This is a genomic window from Endozoicomonas numazuensis, from assembly GCF_000722635.1.
Lineage (GTDB): Bacteria > Pseudomonadota > Gammaproteobacteria > Pseudomonadales > Endozoicomonadaceae > Endozoicomonas_A > Endozoicomonas_A numazuensis.
Genome location: NZ_JOKH01000007.1, coordinates 160,339 through 180,754 on the forward strand (window position 1 = coordinate 160,339; position 20,416 = coordinate 180,754).

At 45.8% G+C, this 20,416-nt stretch carries 16 protein-coding genes and 1 tRNA gene; 5 read left to right on the top strand and 12 right to left on the bottom strand.

Features of this window, described 5'->3' with window-relative positions:
- The 4 genes from GZ78_RS22840 to GZ78_RS22855 form a co-directional block, all read right to left on the bottom strand.
- On the bottom strand, nt 1–1,617 hold a 1,617-nt coding region (locus tag GZ78_RS22840), incomplete at its 3' end, for a VCBS domain-containing protein (RefSeq protein WP_034841436.1).
- 72 nt (nt 1,618–1,689) lie between these two features.
- On the bottom strand, nt 1,690–3,015 hold the full coding sequence (locus tag GZ78_RS22845; protein WP_051786478.1) for an HlyD family type I secretion periplasmic adaptor subunit: 1,326 nt from the start codon (nt 3,013–3,015) through the stop codon (nt 1,690–1,692).
- Entirely contained in the window at nt 3,015–5,150 is a 2,136-nt protein-coding gene (locus GZ78_RS22850; protein WP_034841605.1) for a type I secretion system permease/ATPase, read from the bottom strand. The genes GZ78_RS22845 and GZ78_RS22850 overlap by 1 nt, the downstream gene beginning before the upstream one ends.
- A 431-nt stretch (nt 5,151–5,581) precedes the next feature.
- A tRNA-Cys gene (locus GZ78_RS22855) sits at nt 5,582–5,655 on the bottom strand.
- A gap of 175 nt (nt 5,656–5,830) precedes the next feature.
- Here GZ78_RS22855 and GZ78_RS22860 point away from each other — a divergent pair.
- From GZ78_RS22860 to GZ78_RS31080, 4 genes are all read left to right on the top strand, one after another.
- Nucleotides 5,831–6,970, top strand: a complete 1,140-nt coding sequence (locus GZ78_RS22860; RefSeq protein ID WP_201772780.1) for an efflux RND transporter periplasmic adaptor subunit — start codon at nt 5,831–5,833, stop codon at nt 6,968–6,970.
- A gap of 11 nt (nt 6,971–6,981) precedes the next feature.
- A complete protein-coding gene (locus tag GZ78_RS22865; RefSeq protein ID WP_034841439.1) occupies nt 6,982–10,068 on the top strand; it encodes an efflux RND transporter permease subunit in 3,087 nt (1,028 codons plus the stop codon).
- 139 nt (nt 10,069–10,207) lie between these two features.
- Nucleotides 10,208–11,350: a Fic family protein gene (locus tag GZ78_RS22870; RefSeq protein ID WP_034841610.1), complete on the top strand. Its 1,143-nt coding sequence runs from the start codon at nt 10,208–10,210 to the stop codon at nt 11,348–11,350.
- 74 nt (nt 11,351–11,424) lie between these two features.
- Entirely contained in the window at nt 11,425–11,571 is a 147-nt protein-coding gene (locus GZ78_RS31080) for a type II toxin-antitoxin system Phd/YefM family antitoxin (protein WP_081870007.1), read from the top strand.
- Nucleotides 11,572–11,607: 36 nt separating this feature from the next.
- On the opposite strand, the gene GZ78_RS22875 is transcribed toward GZ78_RS31080, so the two are convergent.
- The 4 genes from GZ78_RS22875 to GZ78_RS22890 form a co-directional block, all read right to left on the bottom strand.
- A complete protein-coding gene (locus GZ78_RS22875; protein ID WP_034841442.1) occupies nt 11,608–12,900 on the bottom strand; it encodes an MATE family Na+-driven efflux transporter in 1,293 nt (430 codons plus the stop codon).
- 176 nt (nt 12,901–13,076) lie between these two features.
- Complete coding sequence (locus tag GZ78_RS22880; protein ID WP_152558899.1) at nt 13,077–13,895, bottom strand: OST-HTH/LOTUS domain-containing protein; 819 nt, start codon at nt 13,893–13,895, stop codon at nt 13,077–13,079.
- Between the two features lie 244 nt (nt 13,896–14,139).
- Nucleotides 14,140–14,496, bottom strand: a complete 357-nt coding sequence (locus tag GZ78_RS22885) for a class I SAM-dependent methyltransferase (RefSeq protein WP_034841613.1) — start codon at nt 14,494–14,496, stop codon at nt 14,140–14,142.
- Between the two features lie 418 nt (nt 14,497–14,914).
- Complete coding sequence (locus GZ78_RS22890) at nt 14,915–15,310, bottom strand: hypothetical protein (protein ID WP_034841448.1); 396 nt, start codon at nt 15,308–15,310, stop codon at nt 14,915–14,917.
- Between the two features lie 86 nt (nt 15,311–15,396).
- On the opposite strand from GZ78_RS22890, the gene GZ78_RS22895 reads away from it, so the two are divergent.
- Nucleotides 15,397–16,734, top strand: a complete 1,338-nt coding sequence (locus GZ78_RS22895; RefSeq protein WP_034837053.1) for an IS1380 family transposase — start codon at nt 15,397–15,399, stop codon at nt 16,732–16,734.
- Between the two features lie 223 nt (nt 16,735–16,957).
- On the opposite strand, the gene GZ78_RS22900 is transcribed toward GZ78_RS22895, so the two are convergent.
- Genes GZ78_RS22900 through GZ78_RS22915 form a run of 4 tightly spaced genes read right to left on the bottom strand, consistent with a single transcriptional unit; the run spans nt 16,958 to nt 20,215 of the window.
- Nucleotides 16,958–17,533, bottom strand: coding sequence for a hypothetical protein (locus GZ78_RS22900; protein WP_034841450.1), 576 nt, complete (start codon nt 17,531–17,533; stop codon nt 16,958–16,960).
- Nucleotides 17,533–19,734, bottom strand: coding sequence for an AAA family ATPase (locus tag GZ78_RS22905; protein WP_034841453.1), 2,202 nt, complete (start codon nt 19,732–19,734; stop codon nt 17,533–17,535). Before GZ78_RS22905 ends, GZ78_RS22900 begins: the two co-directional genes overlap by 1 nt.
- On the bottom strand, nt 19,731–20,000 hold the full coding sequence (locus GZ78_RS22910) for a hypothetical protein (RefSeq protein WP_034841455.1): 270 nt from the start codon (nt 19,998–20,000) through the stop codon (nt 19,731–19,733). The genes GZ78_RS22905 and GZ78_RS22910 overlap by 4 nt, the downstream gene beginning before the upstream one ends.
- On the bottom strand, nt 19,997–20,215 hold the full coding sequence (locus GZ78_RS22915) for a helix-turn-helix domain-containing protein (RefSeq protein ID WP_034841458.1): 219 nt from the start codon (nt 20,213–20,215) through the stop codon (nt 19,997–19,999). The genes GZ78_RS22910 and GZ78_RS22915 overlap by 4 nt, the downstream gene beginning before the upstream one ends.
- Nucleotides 20,216–20,416 lie beyond the last annotated feature (201 nt).

Here is a 20,416-nt window from a genome sequence, read left to right on the forward strand (position 1 = left end):
GAAAATAACGTTCTCAACAACAGGCTGATCATTAGAGCCAGTAATCGCCAGAGTGACCGTTTTTTCGTCGCTGGCAGCTGAACCCGTTCCGGAATCATCGGTAGCGATATAACGGAATGAGACGGTGACCACCTCACCCTCCGCCAGGGCATTAAAGTCTGGATTGACAACGCTATAACTACCGTCAGAGTTGACGGTGACGATTGTTTTGGCTGGATCAACAGCTCCTGTCTCACCATCATCTGTAATTACTGAGGCATCAACGAGGCTGAAGGTGTGTGCATCGGTTATGTCTGCATCAGTAACGGATAAAGTACCCTCAAACTTTGCAGCTTCCTGGCCATTATCTTCCAGAAGATCTTCATCTTCAGAGAGTTCTGCTAATGTAACGTCAGTCACCACAGGCTGGTCGTTTCTACCTTCAATAGTGACTGTTGCTGTATTGGCTACATCGACTGTGCCGTCATTCACGTTATAAACAAACGTTAAAGTTATGCTCTCTGAATCAGCGAGATAACCGAACTGGGCAGGGTCCAGTAATAGCAGTCCTGTTTCTTCATTGATGGCAAAAACGATATCCGTCTCTGGAGCAACACCCGAGGCTACATTCACAGCCACTGAATTCACATCCAGATCATCCTCATCAACATCCGATGCGGTCTGTAGTAGCTCAATGGCAAGAATGGCAGAATCTTCGTCGCTAGTGACGGGACCAATTACCTCAGCTATGGGGGCATCGTTAACAGGATTAACTGCAACAATAAAAGATTGAGCACTGGCGGCCTGATCACCACCGTTCAGCTCTGTTGCCGTTGCAGTAAAAGACAGGGTGAGTGAACCATTAAAGTTCAGTGGTGGTGTCAATGTGGTGGAAGACAGATCCCATGCTGAAATATCGATGGCATTGCCATCTGCAGTGATATTGAAATTGCCATCAGTCAGAACAGACCCTTCAGGGATACCTGAGAGAGACAGTGTTAAAACTTCTGATCCGTCAATATCTACCAATGATGCACTGATGTTGAGAGCAATAGCGGTATCTTCATCGCCTAGAACATTCTGAACAGCTCCCGTTGGAGCTATGGCTTCAACATCTGAAATGGGGAGTTCATCTTCGTTCTCATCAGCAGGCGGAGCATCCTGTAAAGGTTCAAGAGGAATAAAGCTGTCAAAGTCTGCCACTGCCTGGATAGATTGACTATTGAGTTCCAGCAGTATGCCCTCATCCAGCCCACCATCACCGTCTTCTCCAGCAGCCGGTGGCGGCAGGTTCTCCAGATCCGATATTGAGAATTCTGATTCAGCTATACCGCCTTCATTCCCTGTAAAGGCAGCAAGAATATCCCTGATTTCATCTGGCCCTGTTTCTCCGGCAAAACGAAATCCGTTCTGTTCCAGATATTCAGCCAGACTGAGGCCATCTCTTTCATACAGTACAATCACTTTACCGTCGATCATATCAATATGAGCGACACCGTCTGAACCTGTGATGATTTGCTCATTCAAACGAACACTGTCGCCATTGGATAACGTTCGTTCATTTCCCTGTGGATCTCTGGCAATGACTTTTCCAAGTACCAGATGTAACGATCCTACTTCAGTAGCAGCAGTAGCCATCTAGAAGTTCCCTCTCTATAACATTGATTATTCATATAACGATGACGACTTCTGACATCCTGTCTTCTGTTTTTAACGTTCACTGAAAGCCAGCTGCTTTGCACGCAGCACGGGCTTCAGAAAATAGCTCAATAAGGTTTTCTTTCCGGTCAGAATATCAACTGTGGCCACCATACCGGGTATCACCGGTTTGCCATGCGATTTCTGACCAAGATAACTCTGATCCGTTTCAACCAGAGCGAGATAAAAACTATCACCGTTCTCAAGGGTGATGGTGTCAGCACTGATATGTTTAACCTTGCCTTTGAGTCCACCGTGTACGGTGAAGTCATAAGCCGTAAATCTGACCGTTGCCTGTTGCTCTGGATGAAGAAATCCTATGTCTTCAGGACGGATCCGAACTTCTACTTTTAAACTATCTTCTATGGGAACAATATCCAGCATGGCCATACCGGGCTGAACCACCCCTCCTTCAGTATTCACCATGATTGATTTAACAATGCCATTCACGGGGGAACGAACCCGTGTTCTGTCAACCCGATCCGTCAGTGCTGTACCCGTGGCCGTCAAACCATTCATTGAAGAAAGTGTCTCGTTAAGCTCCTTACGAGCTTCGTTGATAAAATTCAGCTCCACTTCAGACATTCTTTCCTCAGTCTCTCGCATCATGGCAGCCATTCTGTCCAGACTTTTTCCTGCCATCATAGCTTCACCGCTGACATCGCTGACCTGTCGTTCGATTCTCAGTAATTCCACTTTAGAGACGGCACCCTCCTCCTCAAGAATACGGGTCATATCCAGTTCCTGGCTTAGCAGCGCTTTTCGGCGTTTTAATAAAGACTCTTTGGCCTGAGTTTCTTCTATTTGTTTGCGTTGCTGTTCCAGCTGTTCACGAAAAACCCCTGTTTTGCTGTCCAGTTCCTGCCTGCGGCTAATAAAAAGTGCAGATTCTGATTCGGCTAATTCAGGAATTTGCTTTTTCACAGCCTCCGGAGGTAAAAATGGCAAAGCTTTAATTTCTGCCATTAAACGCGCCTTTCTCATCTTCAAAGCACTTAAGCTGGCTTTTTGCTCATCCAGGTTCGAGGAAAACCGGGTGTCGTCCATGATCAGCAGTATTTGACCTTTCTCAACGGTCTGACCTTCCCTGACTTTTATTTCAGATACGATGCCGCCTTCGAGATTCTGAATAGTCTGCACCCTGCTGGAAGGAATCACTTTACCGTCTCCCCGGGCCAACTCATCAATTTCGGCAATAGCGGACCAAACCAGAAACACCACCATGAACATCAGACAGATTATTAATAATGGCCGACCTCGGGTTTTCATCCGCTCATCCAGCCTGGCCCGGCAATCCTCAAGATAAAGAGGTCTATGAGTTTCCTGTGTATCCGTCATCAGGCCAGCTCCATCTCTTTTGAATGCATTTTCACCGAGGTGGACTCAAGGCTGTCTTTAATACCTGCTACCCTACCCTGCTCAAGAACAATGACTTTATCAGCCACATCGACCAGTGATTTTTTATGAGTCACTATTAACAGGGTTTTATTCTTTAGCTCAGACAGGGTTTTTATCAGCTGTGCTTCTGCTCGATTGTCCATGGCACTGGAAGGTTCATCCAAAACAAGAATGGTGGGATCACCTAATAAAGCTCTGGCAAGACCAATAGATTGAATCTGACCACCCGACAGGTTTCGACCGGCTTCACCCACTTGAAAATCAAGCCCCAGGGGATGGGCTGAAAGCATGCTCCCCAAGCCAGCCTGTTTCACGGCATGAATCAGAGATTCATCAGAAATGCCCTGTCTTCCCATCAGCAAGTTGTCGCGAATAGAACCTGAGAAAAGAGTGATCGTCTGGGGAACATAACCTACCTGACTTCTTAAAAACGCAGGATCTATCTGGCGTATATCCACATCATCCAGACAAATATGCCCATCAGAAGACTCCCAAAGCCCCATAATCAACTGCAGTAAAGTACTTTTCCCACTGCCCATTCTGCCTAGAATGGCTACCCGCTCACCGGATTGAATATCCAGCGAGATATCTTTTAACAGAGGGGGGGAATCAGGATAAGAAAAGCAGATATGATCAAAGCGGATTTTACCCCGGCACTGTTCAGGTACCAGAAAATGTTTATTGTCTGTTCGCTCTTGCGGCAGCTTCATTAACGAATCGGTATAGTCCATTGCCTGTCGCGTTCTTTGAAACTGATTGAGCAACCCGATCGATTGAATGACAGGAGCTGTACAACGACCAGAAATCATCATGACAGCTATCAATCCACCCATGGAGAGCGCACCTGATCCGATCAGATAAACCCCGGTGGAAATAATCAGAATAGTACCGGTCTGTAAAATGAATGTGGCCGTCTGGTTGGAATAAAGCTGCAGTTTACGAACTTTCAGGTTCAGTTCTGCCAGCTTTTGATTGAAACGCTCCCAATGATATTGATACTGACCTTCAGCTGAAGAAGTTTTAATGGCTTCCAGGCCCAACAGGGTTTCAAGAAGAAAAGACTGCCTCTGACAAGACATTTGCTGACTGCTTTCAATGGCTTTCTGTAGAGGTGAGTTGATAAAATAAGCAATAGCGGCAGCCAGTAGCATACACGACAAAGGAATAACCACCAGCACAGGTGCTATCCAGGTAATCAATGCCAGAAACAGGAAGACAAAAGGTAAATCAATCAGCGTGAGAATCGTAGCTGAGGTCAAGAACTGACGAATACTGTCAAACTCTGCCAGATTATTCATAAAACTGCCTGTAGCCCCGGGACGTGCAGACAATTTAAGACCCAGTATCTTTTCCAGCAGTCGTGAAGACAAACGGATATCAATCTGTTTACCGGCATGATCAATAGCGCTTGCCCGAATTAACTTAATGGCAAAATCAAAACTGAACGCAATCAGTACACCCGCCACCAGCATCCAGAGTGTTTCATAAGCCTGGTTTGGGACTACCCTGTCATAGACGTTCATAACGAACAAAGGGCTCACCAGTGCAAAAAGGTTAACCATGAGACTGGCCAGCAGAACATCTCTATACGTCCCCCAATAGGGAACAATGGCTTCACGAAACCAGCCGTACGCATTGGAAGGCTTTTCTTCTGTCAAAGGCTGTTGAACATCAGGAGTTGAATCTACAGAGATCAAACAACCTGAATAAACACCTTCAAGCTGTTGAAGTGAAACCTTTTTTCTCCCACTTTCCGTGGTGCCAACCACCGCGATCCCGTCTTTTACATCCACCTGATAAACTACCATGGCAGTGTCATTCAACATTAAAAGAACAGCAGGAAGATCACTGGCAGACAGCGAACTGAGGGTTTGTTCAGAAAGGGTCGATTCAAGCCCGGCCCTGGTCATCGCTCTCTGAAAATCTGAGGGTAACAATTTCTTTTCAGATAAGGGTAAACCCGCCAGTAGCGTTTCAACTTTGGTATCGAGGCGAAAATACTGAGTAATTTCTTCCAGACATTGAATCAGGGGATCATTTTGACGATCAACATCATCACGATAAGTCAGGCTCATGAGCTTAGAGAATTCCTGCACATCCATGCTGCAGCAGGAGCAGCAATATCATTATTTTTCTTATACAGCTAATCCCAAGTCACGACTGCTTGACCGCAAACTCTGTGACAATGAGCACATATTGACATGTAAAATTTCCAGTTGAAAGATCTTTGTCACATTTATTCCAAGAAAGTTTGGATTTTTTGCTTTAGCCATTTCTGTAAGGATAGAGATGTCCGAACGTTCATACGGCCTCTAATTTCAGATGACTTGAATGTCGGCGAGAGGAGGAATAGAGAGTAAGAATAATGTTTTAGGGAAAGAGGTTGCAGACGTTCGGCTCCCTCAATATGGCAAAAAACAGAAGAAATAAGGCAACAATCATACGACTCGAATATGAATTGGGTTGTTTATTGTCAGAAAATGACGATTGGGAAGAGATGAGGAAGTGGAGGCGAGTACCGGAGTCGAACCGGTCTAAATGGAGTTGCAGTCCACTGCATAACCGCTTTGCTAACTCGCCCTTTTTGATTGCTTTCCAGATAAAAGTCTTTAAAACCAATGACTTCCGAAAGCTGGCGCCATTCTATGGGAGAAAAGTCCAAATGACAACGCTTTTTTGACCCGATATCTGAACCAGTCTCAGTGGCTGTTTACTAAACTTGCCCCATTGTAATTACTGAAGGTGGTAACCTGTTGTGGACTCCCTATCAGAAAAGACCTCGGGGCACTCTTTCAAGGGCTACCTGTTTGCTCTCTTGATTGCAGTCTTGGTATTTGGATCGGTCATCGGTTACCAATATTATGTGGAATTCGCCACGAACCGCTATCTGAGTGAGCAGAAGCCACCAGCTGTACCTGTTTCTGCTTACACCATCATGCCTCAATCCTGGCAACCATCTATTAAAGCCGTCGGTTTTATCGAGCCTGTTCAGGGCGTTACCCTGTCTATTGCTGAGTCCGGCATTATTAATAAAATCCATTTCAAATCAGGTCAATGGGTGGAGAAAGGTCAGGAAATCCTGGAATTGGATTCAACCGTCGAAAAAGCCAATCTGGCTTCGTCTGTTGCACGCCTGACTGCTACAAAACACACCATGGAACGGACAAAAATTCTGTTCAAAAAAGGGAGTGTCTCACAGTCTGATCTGGACAATGCCCTGTCGGCCTATCAATCCTTATTGGCCGATATAAAAAGCCTGAAAGCGACTATCATCCGACGCAGGATAGTGGCCCCTTTTTCAGGCACTCTGGGCCTAAGAAACGTCTATCTGGGTCAATATCTGCAATCAGGAAACGCCGTGACTGTGTTGGAAGACTGTTCCGTCATGCGAATGAATCTGACCATTCCACAAACACAGCTCTCCAAAGTTCAGACAGGCATGCCTATTAAAATAACCACTGACGCTTACCCCGAAAAAATCTTTAATGCCACCTTGCTGGCCATTAATCCTGTGGTCGATATTAATAGCGGAACCATACAGATACAGGCATCGGTACCGAATGCAGATCGATTACTTCGATCGGGCATGTACGGCACAGCAGAGCTCATATTGCCAAAACAGAATAATGCCATTGTTATCCCTCAGCTCGCTATCAACTTCACGCTGTATGGCCAGATGGTTTATGTCATCGAAAAGAAAGACAAGACACTGCAGGTCAAGCAGCAGGATGTGGTTGTCACCGATCATAATGGCAAACAGGCACTGATCAGCAAAGGGCTTAAAGTGGGAGATCAGGTTGTCGTGACAGGCCAGGTCCGATTATCCAACGACACCTCGGTCTATCTGGTTAAGCAATCTCTCCTTGATGAAAATCAGCCTGTTCCCAGGGACTGAGGCGCACAATCATGAAGTTTACCGACGTATTTATCCAGCGCCCGGTGATGGCTGTTTCCATCAGCCTGTTGATTCTGATTCTCGGGTTGCAGGCTCTTTATACATTGCAGATACGGCAGTTTCCGCAAATGACCAATACCACAATAACGGTGAGCACCAGTTATTATGGAGCGTCCAGTGATGTTATTCAGGGCTTTCTAACTCAGCCACTGCAGCAGGCTATTGCAGAAGCGGACAATATTGATTACATGCTTTCCACCAGCAGCCTGGGGGCCAGCTCGATTCAGGCTGTAATGAAAACGGGCACTAATCCTGACGCTGCACTCGCAGAAATTATGGCCAAAGTGAACAGCGTCAAATCCCAGCTTCCCCCTGAAGCCAAAGAGCCTCAAATCGCGAGCTCTAACGGCGAAGATTCTGCGACCATGTACATCAGCTTTATCAGTAACCAGATGACTCGCCCTCAGGTAACTGATTATCTCAAACGAAATGTCGTTAATCGACTGGTCACTCTTTCAGGTATTTCATCGGTCCAGACCTATGGTCCGGAGCTCTCCATGCGGCTCTGGCTAAACCCTGAGAAAATGGCTCAGCACGGGTTGTCTATCGATGAAGTGAATAATGCTCTGACCGCCAACAACTATCGAGCAGCTGCAGGCCAGATTAAAGGACGATTTAACGTTTATGACATCACCATCAATACAGATCTGAAAAGTCCAAAAGAATTTGAGCAATTGATTATTGCCCGAACCACTGACGGGCTGATTCGTTTGGGTGACATCGCAGAGGCCGAATTTGCAGCACTGACAACCACTGCCAATGCCAGCCTGAACGGTGAAAGCAATGTGGTATTGGCAATTAACAGTGCTCCCAGCGCCAACCCGCTTAATGTTGCAAAAGACGTCAGAGCCCTGTTACCCGACATTCAAAGAAACCTGCCCGGCGATCTGAGAATGGATGTGGCCTATGATATTTCCGTCTACATACAGTCTGCGATACGGGAAGTACTTCAGACCATTTTTGAAGCCAGTCTCATTGTCATCATTGTTATCTTCTTGTTTATGGCCGATATCAGAGCCATGCTCATTCCGGTCATAACCATCCCCTTCTCGTTGATTGGTGTTTGTCTGGCCATGCAATACCTTGGCTTTTCCATCAACCTGTTGACATTACTGGCCATGGTTCTGGCCATAGGTCTGGTGGTAGACGACGCGATTGTGGTGGTTGAGAACATTCAGCGGCATATTGAAGATGGAATGCCGCCTTTTGAAGCCAGCATTGTGGGCACTCGTGAAATTGCCTCTCCGGTTATTGTCATGACCATCACACTGGCATCGGTTTTTACGCCTATTGCCCTGCTTGGAGGCGTTACAGGTGCACTCTTTCGAGAGTTTACCCTGACACTGGCAGGTTCAGTTATTGTTTCCGGCATCGTAGCCCTGACATTGTCACCGGTCATGTGTGCCACTTTGTTAAAGTCACGTACCTCAAGCACCTTTGAAAAAAAAGTGCATAGCCTGCTAGCTGCACTGGATCGTCGATATTCGCAGCTTCTCAAAGGCGCACTAGGCCAATACAAAGCTGTCGTGTTTTTTGCCCTGCTGGTCTTTATCAGTCTGCCCTTTCTTTTCAAAGTTATTTCAACCAGCTTTGCGCCCGATGAAGACCAGGGATCCTTCCTGTTTATGGCCAGCGGCCCCAAGAACGTAAATCTGGATTACGTGGATACCTATATGCAGGAATACAGCCGCAGGGTGAAAGATATTGATGGAATTACGTCAATTCTAACCCTCTCAGGGGTGCCAAAAAGCTATCAGGGATTTGGCTTTATCATGGAAAAGCCCTGGGATGAGCGAGGCAAGAATGAAAGCATGCAAGCGTTGATCGCCGAGATAACAGCCAGAACCACCGACATTCCGGGTATGACTTTGTCTGTGTTTCCCATGCCATCACTGCCGGGGCCAGGCGGTGGCTACCCCCTGCAAATGACCATAAAGAGCAACAGTGATTATCTGAGTATTTACCAGATAACCGAAAAAATTAAAGAAGCCATGGATAAGAGTGGCAAATTTATCCTGACTGAGCTGGATCTGACTTATGATGCCGGAAAAATCATAGCCACCGTCGATCATGACAAGGCCGGCTCATACGGCATCTCCATGCAGGAAATCGCCGATACTCTGTCAACCCTGTTGGCAGACGACAATATTAACTACATCAATGTCGATGGCAGAAGTTACAAGGTTATCCCACAGACAGAACGACAACACCGACTGATACCGGAAATGCTGAGCGGCTACTATGTTCGTACTAACGATGCCGCTTCAGGGCAGAATAAAGAGATACCACTTTCTAACCTGATCAAACTCAAATTAGTAGGCGACACCCCATCCCTAAAACAGATGGATCAGGCCAATGCCATCACCATCGGCGCAGTTCCCATGCCTAACGTCCCTATTGGTGATGCCATAAACATTGCAGAGTCTGCCGCCCAGTCCATTCTTCCAAAGGGATTTATCTACGATTTTCAGGGAGAGTCGCGGCAATTTGTCTACGAAGGTTCTTCCCTGTATTACTCATTTGCTCTGGCACTGATTATTGTGTTTCTGGTGCTGAGTATGCAGTTTGAAAGCTTCCGGGATCCATTGGTGATCATTGTCTCAGTTCCATTGGCGCTCTCTGGTGCCCTCACCGTCATGGCCTGGGGCGCAGCCACCATGAACATCTACACCCAGGTGGGGTTGTTAACCCTGATGGGATTGATCACCAAACATGGAATACTGATCTGCGAAGTGGCCAAAGTCCGACAGATCACTCTTAACGAAGATAGAACTGAAGCGGTATTCCAAGCCGCCAGAATACGTTTGCGCCCTATTCTAATGACCACATTGGCCATGATGGCAGGCGTTGTGCCCCTGATCACTGCCAGCGGTGCAGGTGCCGTATCACGGATGAATATCGGGGTGGTTATCTTTGCAGGGCTGGGTTTAGGGACTCTATTTACGCTCTTTGTGCTGCCGACTGTTTATACCCTTCTTGGGGCTGAGCATAAGCCCATTCGTTTGTATCAGGAGCCTGACAACATTCATCAGAGATAAATAGTTATCGAGTACCAGGCCTCCACCCATAGTGTTTTCGGCACTTTATTGCCGTTTGAGCCAATTAATACTATTATTTGACTCATGATCTGAGCCGAATAGATTGGATATTTGGCTCATTATGGATGGAACCCTGCTAATGACCGATTATTCATCCACTCAGTGGATCTGGCAAAAAAGCGACTGGCCCGAATTTCACTGGCAAGAAGAGTCCGTACTGCCTTTACTCAGAAAAGTTCGTTTCAGTCTGGGAATATTATTAGGCAAAGCCAGTTCTACCCAGGGCGATGATGAAGACGCTTCGGCACTCAATACGCTGCTGGAAAACATCATTACCTCTTCAGCTATCGAAGGTGAACGGCTCAATGCACAGTCTGTTCGGTCCTCATTAGCTAAACGGTTAAATCTGAAAGGTACTGATGATGCAGCCTACCCCACTTCAGAGCGAACTGAAGGTCTGGCAGAAATGATGATGGATGCCATCAGCAACCTGGATACACCTCTTGGTTTGACTCGCCTCTACCAATGGCACCACTGGCTGTTTCCAGCGACTGAGTTCTCTCTTAATAATGTTCAGTCAGGTCAATTAAGGGGAGAGGAACCCATGCAGGTGGTTTCTGGTCGCATTGATCGCCCGACGGTTCATTTTGAAGCACCAGCCAGAAGCCTGTTAGAACCCGAACTGTCGCATTTCTTTAACTGGTTCAACGACAGTAGAAACGACCCCAAGTGCGACCCATTGCTTCGTGCGGCCATCAGTCATTTCTGGTTTGTCACCCTGCACCCTTTTGATGATGGTAATGGACGTTTAACCCGGGCGATCACCGATCTTGCTCTGGCCCAGGCCGATGAACAAAGTATCCGGCTGTATGCCATGTCAGGCGTAATCCTGAAAAACAGAAAGGCGTATTACCATATATTGGAAAAGTCCCAGCGCGGGGACATGGATATTACCCAATGGTTACTCTGGTTTTTACAAATGCTCGAAGAGACCATTCAGGTATCTTTGACAAAAATCGATCGAACCCTGCAGAAAACACGATTCTGGCAACAGTTTCATGGTGCAGGACTCTCGGACGAACAGGTTAAAGTACTCAACCGATTGTTGGACGGTGGTCAAAATGGTTTTGAATCAGGCATCAGTGCATCCCAATACCAAAAAGTCGCCAAAGTCAGCAAGGCAACCGCTACCCGACATCTGTCTGACTTATTAAACAAAGGTTGCATTGAAAAACTTCCAGGGGGTGGGCGCAGTACCCGGTATCAGGTGGTCCGTAAATAAGCACCTTAAAAGATACTAATGCAACCAAGCGTTATACTCCATACCGTTCGCACTGAGCCTGTCGAAGGCTCAGGATGAACGGGGTCTGTCGGGTATTAACCCTTGTAAAGCCGGTCAGTTATCTGAAGAAAAACACCTTGGCGGTGATCAACGAAGTTCGAGAGAACCGCCAACCTATGGTTATAACCCAAGATGGTAAAGCCAGTGCAGTCATTTTTTAACACAGTATCAGTGAAGCGCAGCACTTTAATGACAGCTCAACCAGGCTGTCTCTTCACCCTTACGTACATCCCCAGAGTCACCAGTGCATCAAAAGTTATCCCGAGTCCAAAAAGAACAGCGATAGAGGTCAAACCTGGAACAAAAATACTCTGCAGGTAAAGCAAATAGGCGCCACCATAGAAGACAGTATTCACAATCAGGGACTGGTAAAGCATCAGGTCAGTACGACCACTGCCGTAGAAATAACTGTCCAGTACATTATTCAGGGAAAAGACCGCGTAAAAAATAACCAACAACATCGCCAGTTCCGTAATTTTCTGAAACTCTGCAATACCCATAATGGTATGAATAAACCACTGCCAACCCGGCATGCTCAGCACCCAGAGCAGAATAAACAGTCCGGTCAACTGCATGTAGCCGGTCATACGGGTTCCGATATTACCCTCGTGCGTGGCTACATCTTGTTTTATCAGGTTGCCCAACGCCAGCACCGGTAACAGCAGCCAGCCCCAGATAAACTGGTTGGTAACCCAGTAGGTACCAGACTGCTCCACCTCGTTGACCATCTTGAGAATCATCCACATAAAGGCCAGGTTACGAACCAGTGATTCCAGACCCGAGCGGGCAGATACCATCGACCATTGTTTCAGCCAGCCTCCTTCCATCACACCTTGTTTTGTGAAGCCCAGAACATTCAGTCGATGGAGCCAGTACAGAGAACCTGCCACCATAAAGCCGTTCACCAGTATATTGGTCCAGGCCACACCATTTACGCCCAGCTGCATGGAGAAGGAAAACTGGCTGACAAACAGGCTGTCGAACACAACCGTCAGCAGGGCTTTGAACAGTAGCAGGTGATAGAGCAGACGTTCATGCTTAAGGATCACCAGAATCACTACAGTCATGGCATAGACGGACGACAATAACAGACCAACAGATTCCAGCCGAATATAAGAAACTGTAGCAATCTTCAGCGCCTCTGATTGCTCCATAGCTACAACGAGCTCATCAGAAAAGGTCAGCACAAACGCCGAAAGCAACCCATAAGCGCCAATAAATACGCCCAGAGCAACAGAAACCCGTTGCCTGAATCGGTTACTATCGCCCGTCACCTGCCCAAGAATAAAGTACAGAGGCAGGAGCAAACCTTCGGTCAGAACTTCATACAACAGATTCAGCCAGGCAACCTGTGAAGCAATATTGAAGCCCCAGGTTTCTGGCAGAGAGCCCAGAAAATAAACCCTCATAGTGGAATAAATTACGGGAATAAACTGGGTTAACAATAGAGCCAGAAACAGCCGGTAATCCAGTTTTCTCAGGGCAATCATACTTCTGCTGTCCTTGTATCTTGTGTGCAACTGATTATTTAGAAACTATTATTCGCTGACTGGGTCTTCCCAGATATTTGGCATTTTAGTGTGACGAACGCTGCAAACCAAGCTCGCACTGAATGCTTTATTTTCTAATTTGTAAAGTCTGCTATAGAAGGAAAGGCAGGAATTATTCAGGCAATAGATGCTTTCAGTTTATAAAGAGGTCTGACGCCACCAGTCCTGATCGTCTCATCATAAAGATCAAAGAGTTCCGTTGCCTTAATGAGTGACTCCAGCTTACTGTGCCCGTACCGGGCTTTCATATGCTCTACTTCATCAGGATGATGCTTACGCAGCCACTGGCCAGCATGACCAATGTGCACTCCCCTATCAGCTCTGTCACTTTCTCTGGAGTACTGAACGAGGGATTGAACAAGATATGAATTGTGCAGCCATAATAACGTCAATGCTTTTTCGCCCTCTTCAGACAGTAAAAATTCTCCGAGCTCTTTTCTTGCGGCGCTGATTCTCTCTACTATCTGATTCAAGTATTCAACTTCCTTTTTCAGCTTGTCTGCCTGCTCATCAAGCTTCTCACAGAAAGCTTTCAGCTTTTCCAGTGACTGGTAGTCACACATTGGCAGTGAGTGATGAATCAGTTCATTGCGCTCAGCAACCAGCTCGGCCATTCGCTGCTTCTGGCGCTCATAATATGCCTGGTCACTTTCAATATTGAAGCTGAAAGATAAATGGTTTTCTACAGCCATTCTCTCTTCATCGAGATAGGATACCGGCTTCTTGTAGGTATTCTCAATAAACTGGCCCACCAGCTGACCCATGGTGTGTTTGCTGACTTTTTCATACTGTTTCTTTTGAGCTTCTTGGAACTCTGATACATAAGCAGAGAAGTTACCGTATACAATCAGTCCCTTGAGCATATGCTCTATCTGCTGAAACAGCAGAACATTTCTGCCGATTCTGCTCTGTAATTGATGTGCGCTTTCTGCCATTTTTTTCTCTGAAGTAGAGTTTATATCAGCTACTGCATTCACGACTGCTTTCACTTGTTCTCAAGCCCCCTTTATCACACTGAGTCCCTTTCCAGTCGAATTCATGGCGAAAGAGGCCCAGTCTCCACTTGGAAGCAGGTTTCATTCTTAGTCATCCTCGTCTGTAAAAAGCTGTATCAATCAGAATCAACGGGAGGACCAAGTCTCAACTAACTCAAATATTTTCGGAGCTTTTCTTACTCCTTCAATGAGAGTCCACTGGAAAGCTCTGGCTCCCATACAGCAGAGAGGCACAGGCCCATATGCCATCAAAGCGATGATCTGACGTAAACTCCTCAAACAAAGAGCACTGAATAACCAGCCCAGTTAGTTCAGAAGCTCGCTCAGCAAGACTGGGACTACCGTCAAATTCAGTAACCTGATAACCCTTCTTCAGAAAAACCAAAGCATCTCGACCAGAGCCACAGCCAGCATCAAGAATATGGGCATGGTCAGGTAATAACGGAAGAAATTGGTCGTACAAAGCCTGTGCATCGACTGTCACAGTAGAGTCAAAGAAAGAGTCTGAGTTGCGCTCGTAGAAGGCTATGGTTTTGGGCATCTGAATAATACTGTGATTGACGTTGCTTGGATACTGCCATCAATTACAACCCACAAAAAGAGGAATGAACATTCCTCTCAGATTGCGGACAAACCTCAGTGTTTTCTAAAGAGAAAATACTGAGGTTCCATTGTGGGAAATGCAGAACCTAAACTTCAATCAGTTGACACCAAAGTGGGGAAAGATAGCATTTTTGTGAAAGATGAATAATGTAAGTATCGACTCATTCCATGCTTAAATCATCAAAAGACTTTATCAGCAGCCTGAGTAGCTCACGCCACTTCCCTAGGAGGCTGACCGAGAATAGACAGCCCGGCCTAAAATCCAGAAAGAACGGCCATCTTTTCCACTGAATTTGCTTAAATAGGTCAACTATTCGCACAAATTCAGTGAAAAAGCTGACTCGTTCTACTGAATTTTATGCTCGGACGCTATTCTCGGTCAGCCTCCTAGATGCCATTAATTCCTGAAGAAAGTGACTAAAAATCTGCACATGTCGGAATTCCTGCAGGTGTTTTTCTTCAATAAAGCCGGATTGCTCTATGATGACATTAATTGAACTACCCGGTTTTTTCCCCTGTCCAAGGGTGGCAATAACAGCCTTTTTCCGTTTTGCTTCTTTCGCAATACAGGACTTATCACTTCGATCCGCAGGGTTCCAGGAGAATGCATCATTGACAAACGATTCCGACTTTTCAGAAATATCTCGTTTGGCAAACTGGAAAAGCGGCAAAACAATATCTTCCAAAGTCACAACAACCGGCTCACCGTCATTGTTTTTGTGACTCCAGACCTGAATCCGTGAGTTTACCATCACTAAATCCACTAAAAACTCAGTCGTACCAGTACCTGTAGGCTAATATTTGCTCATCCCTATTTTCACCTTATAAGTGCATTTTTGTGGAACTTAAATTTGAGCAATCTGACACTGAGTTTTATACGCCGGCAGCCGGTCTCTGTTTTGTCGGTCATGCCCTGAACCAGAAAACATCTCTAAGGAAATCGCTGCGCTCTATCAAGAAACGTCACGGCATTCCTAATATTGATCTGGTGCGGGCTTTTGTCGGCTTATTGGCTTTGGGTAAAACTGATTTTGATGCTATTGATAACTATCGCCATGATGACTGGTTCAAGCGCAGTATGGACATTAAACAAATGCCTTCCGCCAGTCGCTTGCGCCAGCGGTTTAATGAAGATGCCACTCAGTTGATCCCCTTAATTGAAGAAGCCCTCCCCGAGCTATTGGTCGAATTGGATGCACCGATCTCTCCACTTTCAAAAGAACTCGATCACCTTCAGCACATTCCGCTGGATATAGACGTTACTCCGCAGGATAACAGCAAAACTCAAAAAGAAGGTGTGCAATGGACCTACAAGCACTTTCATGGCTTTGCCCCCATTATGTCTTATGTGGGAACCGAGGGATGGTGTCTAGGCACTGAACTACGTCCTGGTTCACAACACTCACAAAACGACTTCGTACCCTTCTTGAATACCGTATTACACAGACTTCGTCGTGTTACTCAAGCTCCGGTATTGCTGCGACTCGACAGTGGCCATGATGCAGAAGACACTCGCCGAGAGATTGCCGATCACAACCATGTGGATCACATCATCAAACTCAATCCACGTAAGCAGTATGCCGTAACAGCCTGGCTGCAAGCCTTTGAGACAGCCAGTGTTCAGTGGACAGAGCTTCGCCCCGGAAAAACGTATGCGACACACTCAGTTATCCATGAGACCGACTACGGCAGACAGCGACTAATCATCCGTATTATCAAGCGTACTACTGACTCGGTGGGTCAGTATTTTTTAACACCAGACTACGAGCTGGATGGTTGGTGGACGACATTGGATGAAACTGAATACGATAATGATAATGTTATATTACTCTATGAAGACCATGCGACCAGCGAACAGTTTCATAGTGAATTCAAGACTGACATGGATCTGGAAAGACTGCCTTCAGGTAAGTTTGATACGAATGATCTTGTCATGTGTCTTGGTGCACTGACCTACAAAATTTTGCGCTACATGGGGCAAACCTGTTTGCTGGGTCCTGATTCTCCGGTTCGCCACAAAGCTCAGCGCCGAAGAATCAAGACGGTTATGCAGGAGCTGGTTTACCAATCTGCGCGATTCCTGAAAAAGAGTCGCCAATTTATTCTTCGTTTTGGCCGACATAGCCCCGGGCTGTCGGCCTTTATGCAACTCTTTCCTGAAAAACAGCTCTGTTAGCTGATTATTTATTTCTCTCGACTGAATGAAAAAGTATGGCTGACACTGGCAGGATTTCGCTCGCCTTCAGAGCAGAAATCTTTCGGTATTCATTGGAAAAGAGCCGTGCTATTAAATCTGTTCAGCTATTTTGTGGTGAATTGCACGCACCGAAAGCGTAAAACTTTCTGTCATTGAGTTAAATGAGATGGAAAATCTTCTCTGCAATCAAGAAATCACGGATTCAGGTCCAGAGATAAACAGCCTTATCTTCTGATACCGCTGCATTGTCAAAGCCCTCCAGCATTTGTGGAGCTTTTGTAATCCAAGAGTCCTCTGCAATTTCAGCAAAGTTTCGAGCAAACTGCTCAATCACTTGCTGTGGCTGCTGATCATCCACATCATAAATAAACAGATACCGGGACTCGCTGATCACTTTTTCTGCATCACCCGGAAAAACAGCAGCCTGCTCCGACAGCTCCAGATAGTTCTCCAAAAAGCCTTTAGGGTTGTCTATCCGGTCTTTACCACCACAGTTAAACAGTAAAACCAGCCACTCAATATTATCCTGCTCCAACCGCAGTACAGAATCTGGCAGGAAAAACTTATGAGCCATATCTAAGCTCATATCCTGAAGCAGATGATTTTCCAGACTGGTTTTAAACAGATCATTCAAAGGCGCAGGAAACTCAGCAAACCTATGCTCAAATTTCTCTGTTTTGAGCAGCTTCCCAAACACCAGCCTGCAAAACGCTACATCATGAGGGCCTTCACAAAATACCATTAATACCTTGGTACTCAACTTCTCAGACGTTGACATTAATGGGCTCTCCTCAGGTCAACATTCCCTGCTTTCAACAGCTTGGAAAACTTCTTGCCGGTGAATTCTCTGGCAACAATTCTAATGTTATCTTCCTGCTCATCAGGATTTTCAACTAAAGCGCAAACTGCTAGCTGGGACTGATCTGGAATATTGTTAACGAAAGCATCTATACACTCTTTACTGTGACTAGTCAGAAATACCTGCACATTAAAATACACGGATAATTCATAAATAAAGCCAGAAAAATCAGCGATTAAATCAGCATGTATGGCATTCTCAAACTCATCAATCAGTACAACACCATTCTGAGCAGAGGCAAACAGCAAAGAAATAAAGAAAATACGTTGTAATCCTTCGCCATAGTCTGTCAGATCAAATGCACTGTCATAACGAGTGTCACTGACAAGAAAACGCTGCCACTCATCAACTAAACGAATATCAGTAATAGTATTCAGAACTTTTTCTTGAATGAATTCAAAAATTTTTGGGAGTGCCTTAGACTGAGTGCTTTTGTGATAATAGGTGGCATATCGATGAGGCTCATTCAAAAAGAACGGGCTACTGAAAACCACCGGACATAAAGTCTTGATGCCCGCAGCCTGAGTCTCACGGTCACGCCCTTTATAAATGCGAGTAAGGGCTTCCTGATTATGATTCCCGTATGAGGTGGAAATTTCCACTGATTCCAGATACCTGGACTTATCTATCGAAGTGTCTGTTTCCTTAAAATGCTTTATAGCAACCTCTGATTGTAAATCATCGAAGCAGCCTTCTATTTGAATATCATCTCCCAACTGAGAAACGAACCATTCAGGGTTAAGATGATCTTCTGCCACTTTGCCTCGCCGACGAACAGTTTCCAGTAACCCTGTAAAATCATTCTGTCGAGTCAGCAAGTAAATCGCTTCCAGTAACGTGGTTTTGCCAGAATTATTCAAACCAGCAAACAGATTGATCCTGGAAGGAGCTTTTAGCTGAAACTCCTGCAACCGTTTATATTGGCGTATATGTATACTGGAAAAATGCTGGTTTATGCGATCGTGGAACACTTCCAGCTGAGCAACACCACTCAGGCCAGACGCACGAGTACGGTCGATAATAGTTTTCAAACGTCCATAGGCACTTTCAAGCTCAGTCAGGTTTTCACCACTGACCTGCAATGCACTCAGGCTTTGAATATCCTGATTAACTGAACGGATAGCCGCTTCCTGGCGCTCTTTCAGAATCTGGTTACTGGAGCGATAGGCAATATTAATATCACGGGATATCTTCAGTTGAGCGATGGCACTTTCATCATTAATCATCTTCCCCAGCAAGCTGACATCATCGCGCTTTATTAAGGCTGGTTCCAGATATTCATCAGCAAAGCCTAATTCTTCTTCATCAGCCTCTACAGGTTCTCGTGACAACCAGGAAAAAAATAATTCTCTATGTTCAGCTTGTTCCGCTTTATAGCCATTTTCATTCCAACTAAGCCAATCTTTGAGAGCAGCGTTGCGAACGGCTTCCCGAAACAAAGGGAATTTCGTTTCGGTAAACTGATCCCCATAGTCAGAATCCTGATACTGTTCCACCAGAGAGAGCGCTCTTAAGCTGCGTCGTAACTCGACCTTGCTGATGCCAATACGTTCACAGATCTGGTTCTCAGAAAGATGATGATGAGTATGCATATCCTCCAGCAACCGGGCCTGATTCCACTCGCCCCATTTTTTATTACCACTGATATGCTTGAGCGCCATGACAGTCAGGTGATGCAACTCATCGCCTTCCTGATAAATAACGACCGGTACCTTGCTAAAGATTTCCGGATTGAGCTTGCCTAAATCAATGGCTTTTTCGTCGTACTCTTTTTCCAGAAATTTCAGAGCTGCAATTCGGCGGTTTCCTTCCACCACCAGAAAGCCGCCATTTTCAAGCTTTTTCACCTGAATCTGGTCAACGGGTAAATAACCATTAGCCTTAAAACTATCGACAAGATCCCGGATGTTCTGGTTTTTAGCGCCAGTCAACAATCGGGAGGTTCGACGCTCAACCTGCTTGTCTTTAGCCTGCTCCTCTGCAACCTCTGTGTACTCAGGCTCATTAATGAGTCGGTAATTATTCGGGTCAAGGAACAGGTTTTTCAGACTATACGTCCGGCGGGAACCATCAACCGCGCTTTCCTCTTCCGTTTCTACCGGATTTAGTTCATCAGTCACGCAACGGCCTCCTTAGTCTTTTTTGCCGCAGCCTGGACGGTTTGCTTCTCTTTACTACTTAAATGATAATCGTTAACCCGATCCCCACCAAACTTCTCCAACCACGGCGCGGTAGCCACATCCTTGCCCCGATCTTTCCTGGTATCGACTTCCGTTCTTTCAATCAGAATGCCCTGTTCATCCAGCATTGTCGTGTGTGCAGAATGGGCACCATTTTTGCCGAATTCGAAACCGAATTGTTCGAGTATCGAGACAGATGTTCTCATGGATGGCGCTCCGTATCAGCAGGTTCAGCAATCTGATCGGCAGCACCGCCAGAACGAATCCAGGCATCCACTTCAGGAGCCTGGAATTTCCAGAAACGGCCAACCTTGTGTGCGGGCATATTGCGCTGGTTGATCCAGTTATAGATGGTGTCCTTACTGACACCGAGATGTTTGGCGATCTCATCAACCGAGAGCCAGGGGGTATGTGCAGACATAGTCTCAGTTAACATAATTAAAGCTATATACTAGCAAGAGGGATTTAGTTGGATTATACAGGATTAAGAGGGAATTAGGAGACATCTGTACAAATGGAGTATTGCAACTTTAACACCTGTAAAAGATATTCAATTTAAGATTTAATTATGTATAGAGAAGTTTACGTTTGAGTCGTAGTACTGTAATTCATACACATTCAC

Coding starts and splice junctions, on each gene's coding strand:
- GZ78_RS22845 (WP_051786478.1), bottom strand. CDS start 3,015: ATGACGGATACACAGGAAACTCATAGACCTCTTTATCTTGAGGATTGC.
- GZ78_RS22850 (WP_034841605.1), bottom strand. CDS start 5,150: ATGAGCCTGACTTATCGTGATGATGTTGATCGTCAAAATGATCCCCTG.
- GZ78_RS22865 (WP_034841439.1), top strand. CDS start 6,982: ATGAAGTTTACCGACGTATTTATCCAGCGCCCGGTGATGGCTGTTTCC.
- GZ78_RS22870 (WP_034841610.1), top strand. CDS start 10,208: ATGACCGATTATTCATCCACTCAGTGGATCTGGCAAAAAAGCGACTGG.
- GZ78_RS31080 (WP_081870007.1), top strand. CDS start 11,425: ATGAACGGGGTCTGTCGGGTATTAACCCTTGTAAAGCCGGTCAGTTAT.
- GZ78_RS22875 (WP_034841442.1), bottom strand. CDS start 12,900: ATGATTGCCCTGAGAAAACTGGATTACCGGCTGTTTCTGGCTCTATTG.
- GZ78_RS22880 (WP_152558899.1), bottom strand. CDS start 13,895: ATGGCAGAAAGCGCACATCAATTACAGAGCAGAATCGGCAGAAATGTT.
- GZ78_RS22885 (WP_034841613.1), bottom strand. CDS start 14,496: ATGCCCAAAACCATAGCCTTCTACGAGCGCAACTCAGACTCTTTCTTT.
- GZ78_RS22890 (WP_034841448.1), bottom strand. CDS start 15,310: ATGGTAAACTCACGGATTCAGGTCTGGAGTCACAAAAACAATGACGGT.
- GZ78_RS22900 (WP_034841450.1), bottom strand. CDS start 17,533: ATGTCAACGTCTGAGAAGTTGAGTACCAAGGTATTAATGGTATTTTGT.
- GZ78_RS22910 (WP_034841455.1), bottom strand. CDS start 20,000: ATGAGAACATCTGTCTCGATACTCGAACAATTCGGTTTCGAATTCGGC.
- GZ78_RS22915 (WP_034841458.1), bottom strand. CDS start 20,215: ATGTCTGCACATACCCCCTGGCTCTCGGTTGATGAGATCGCCAAACAT.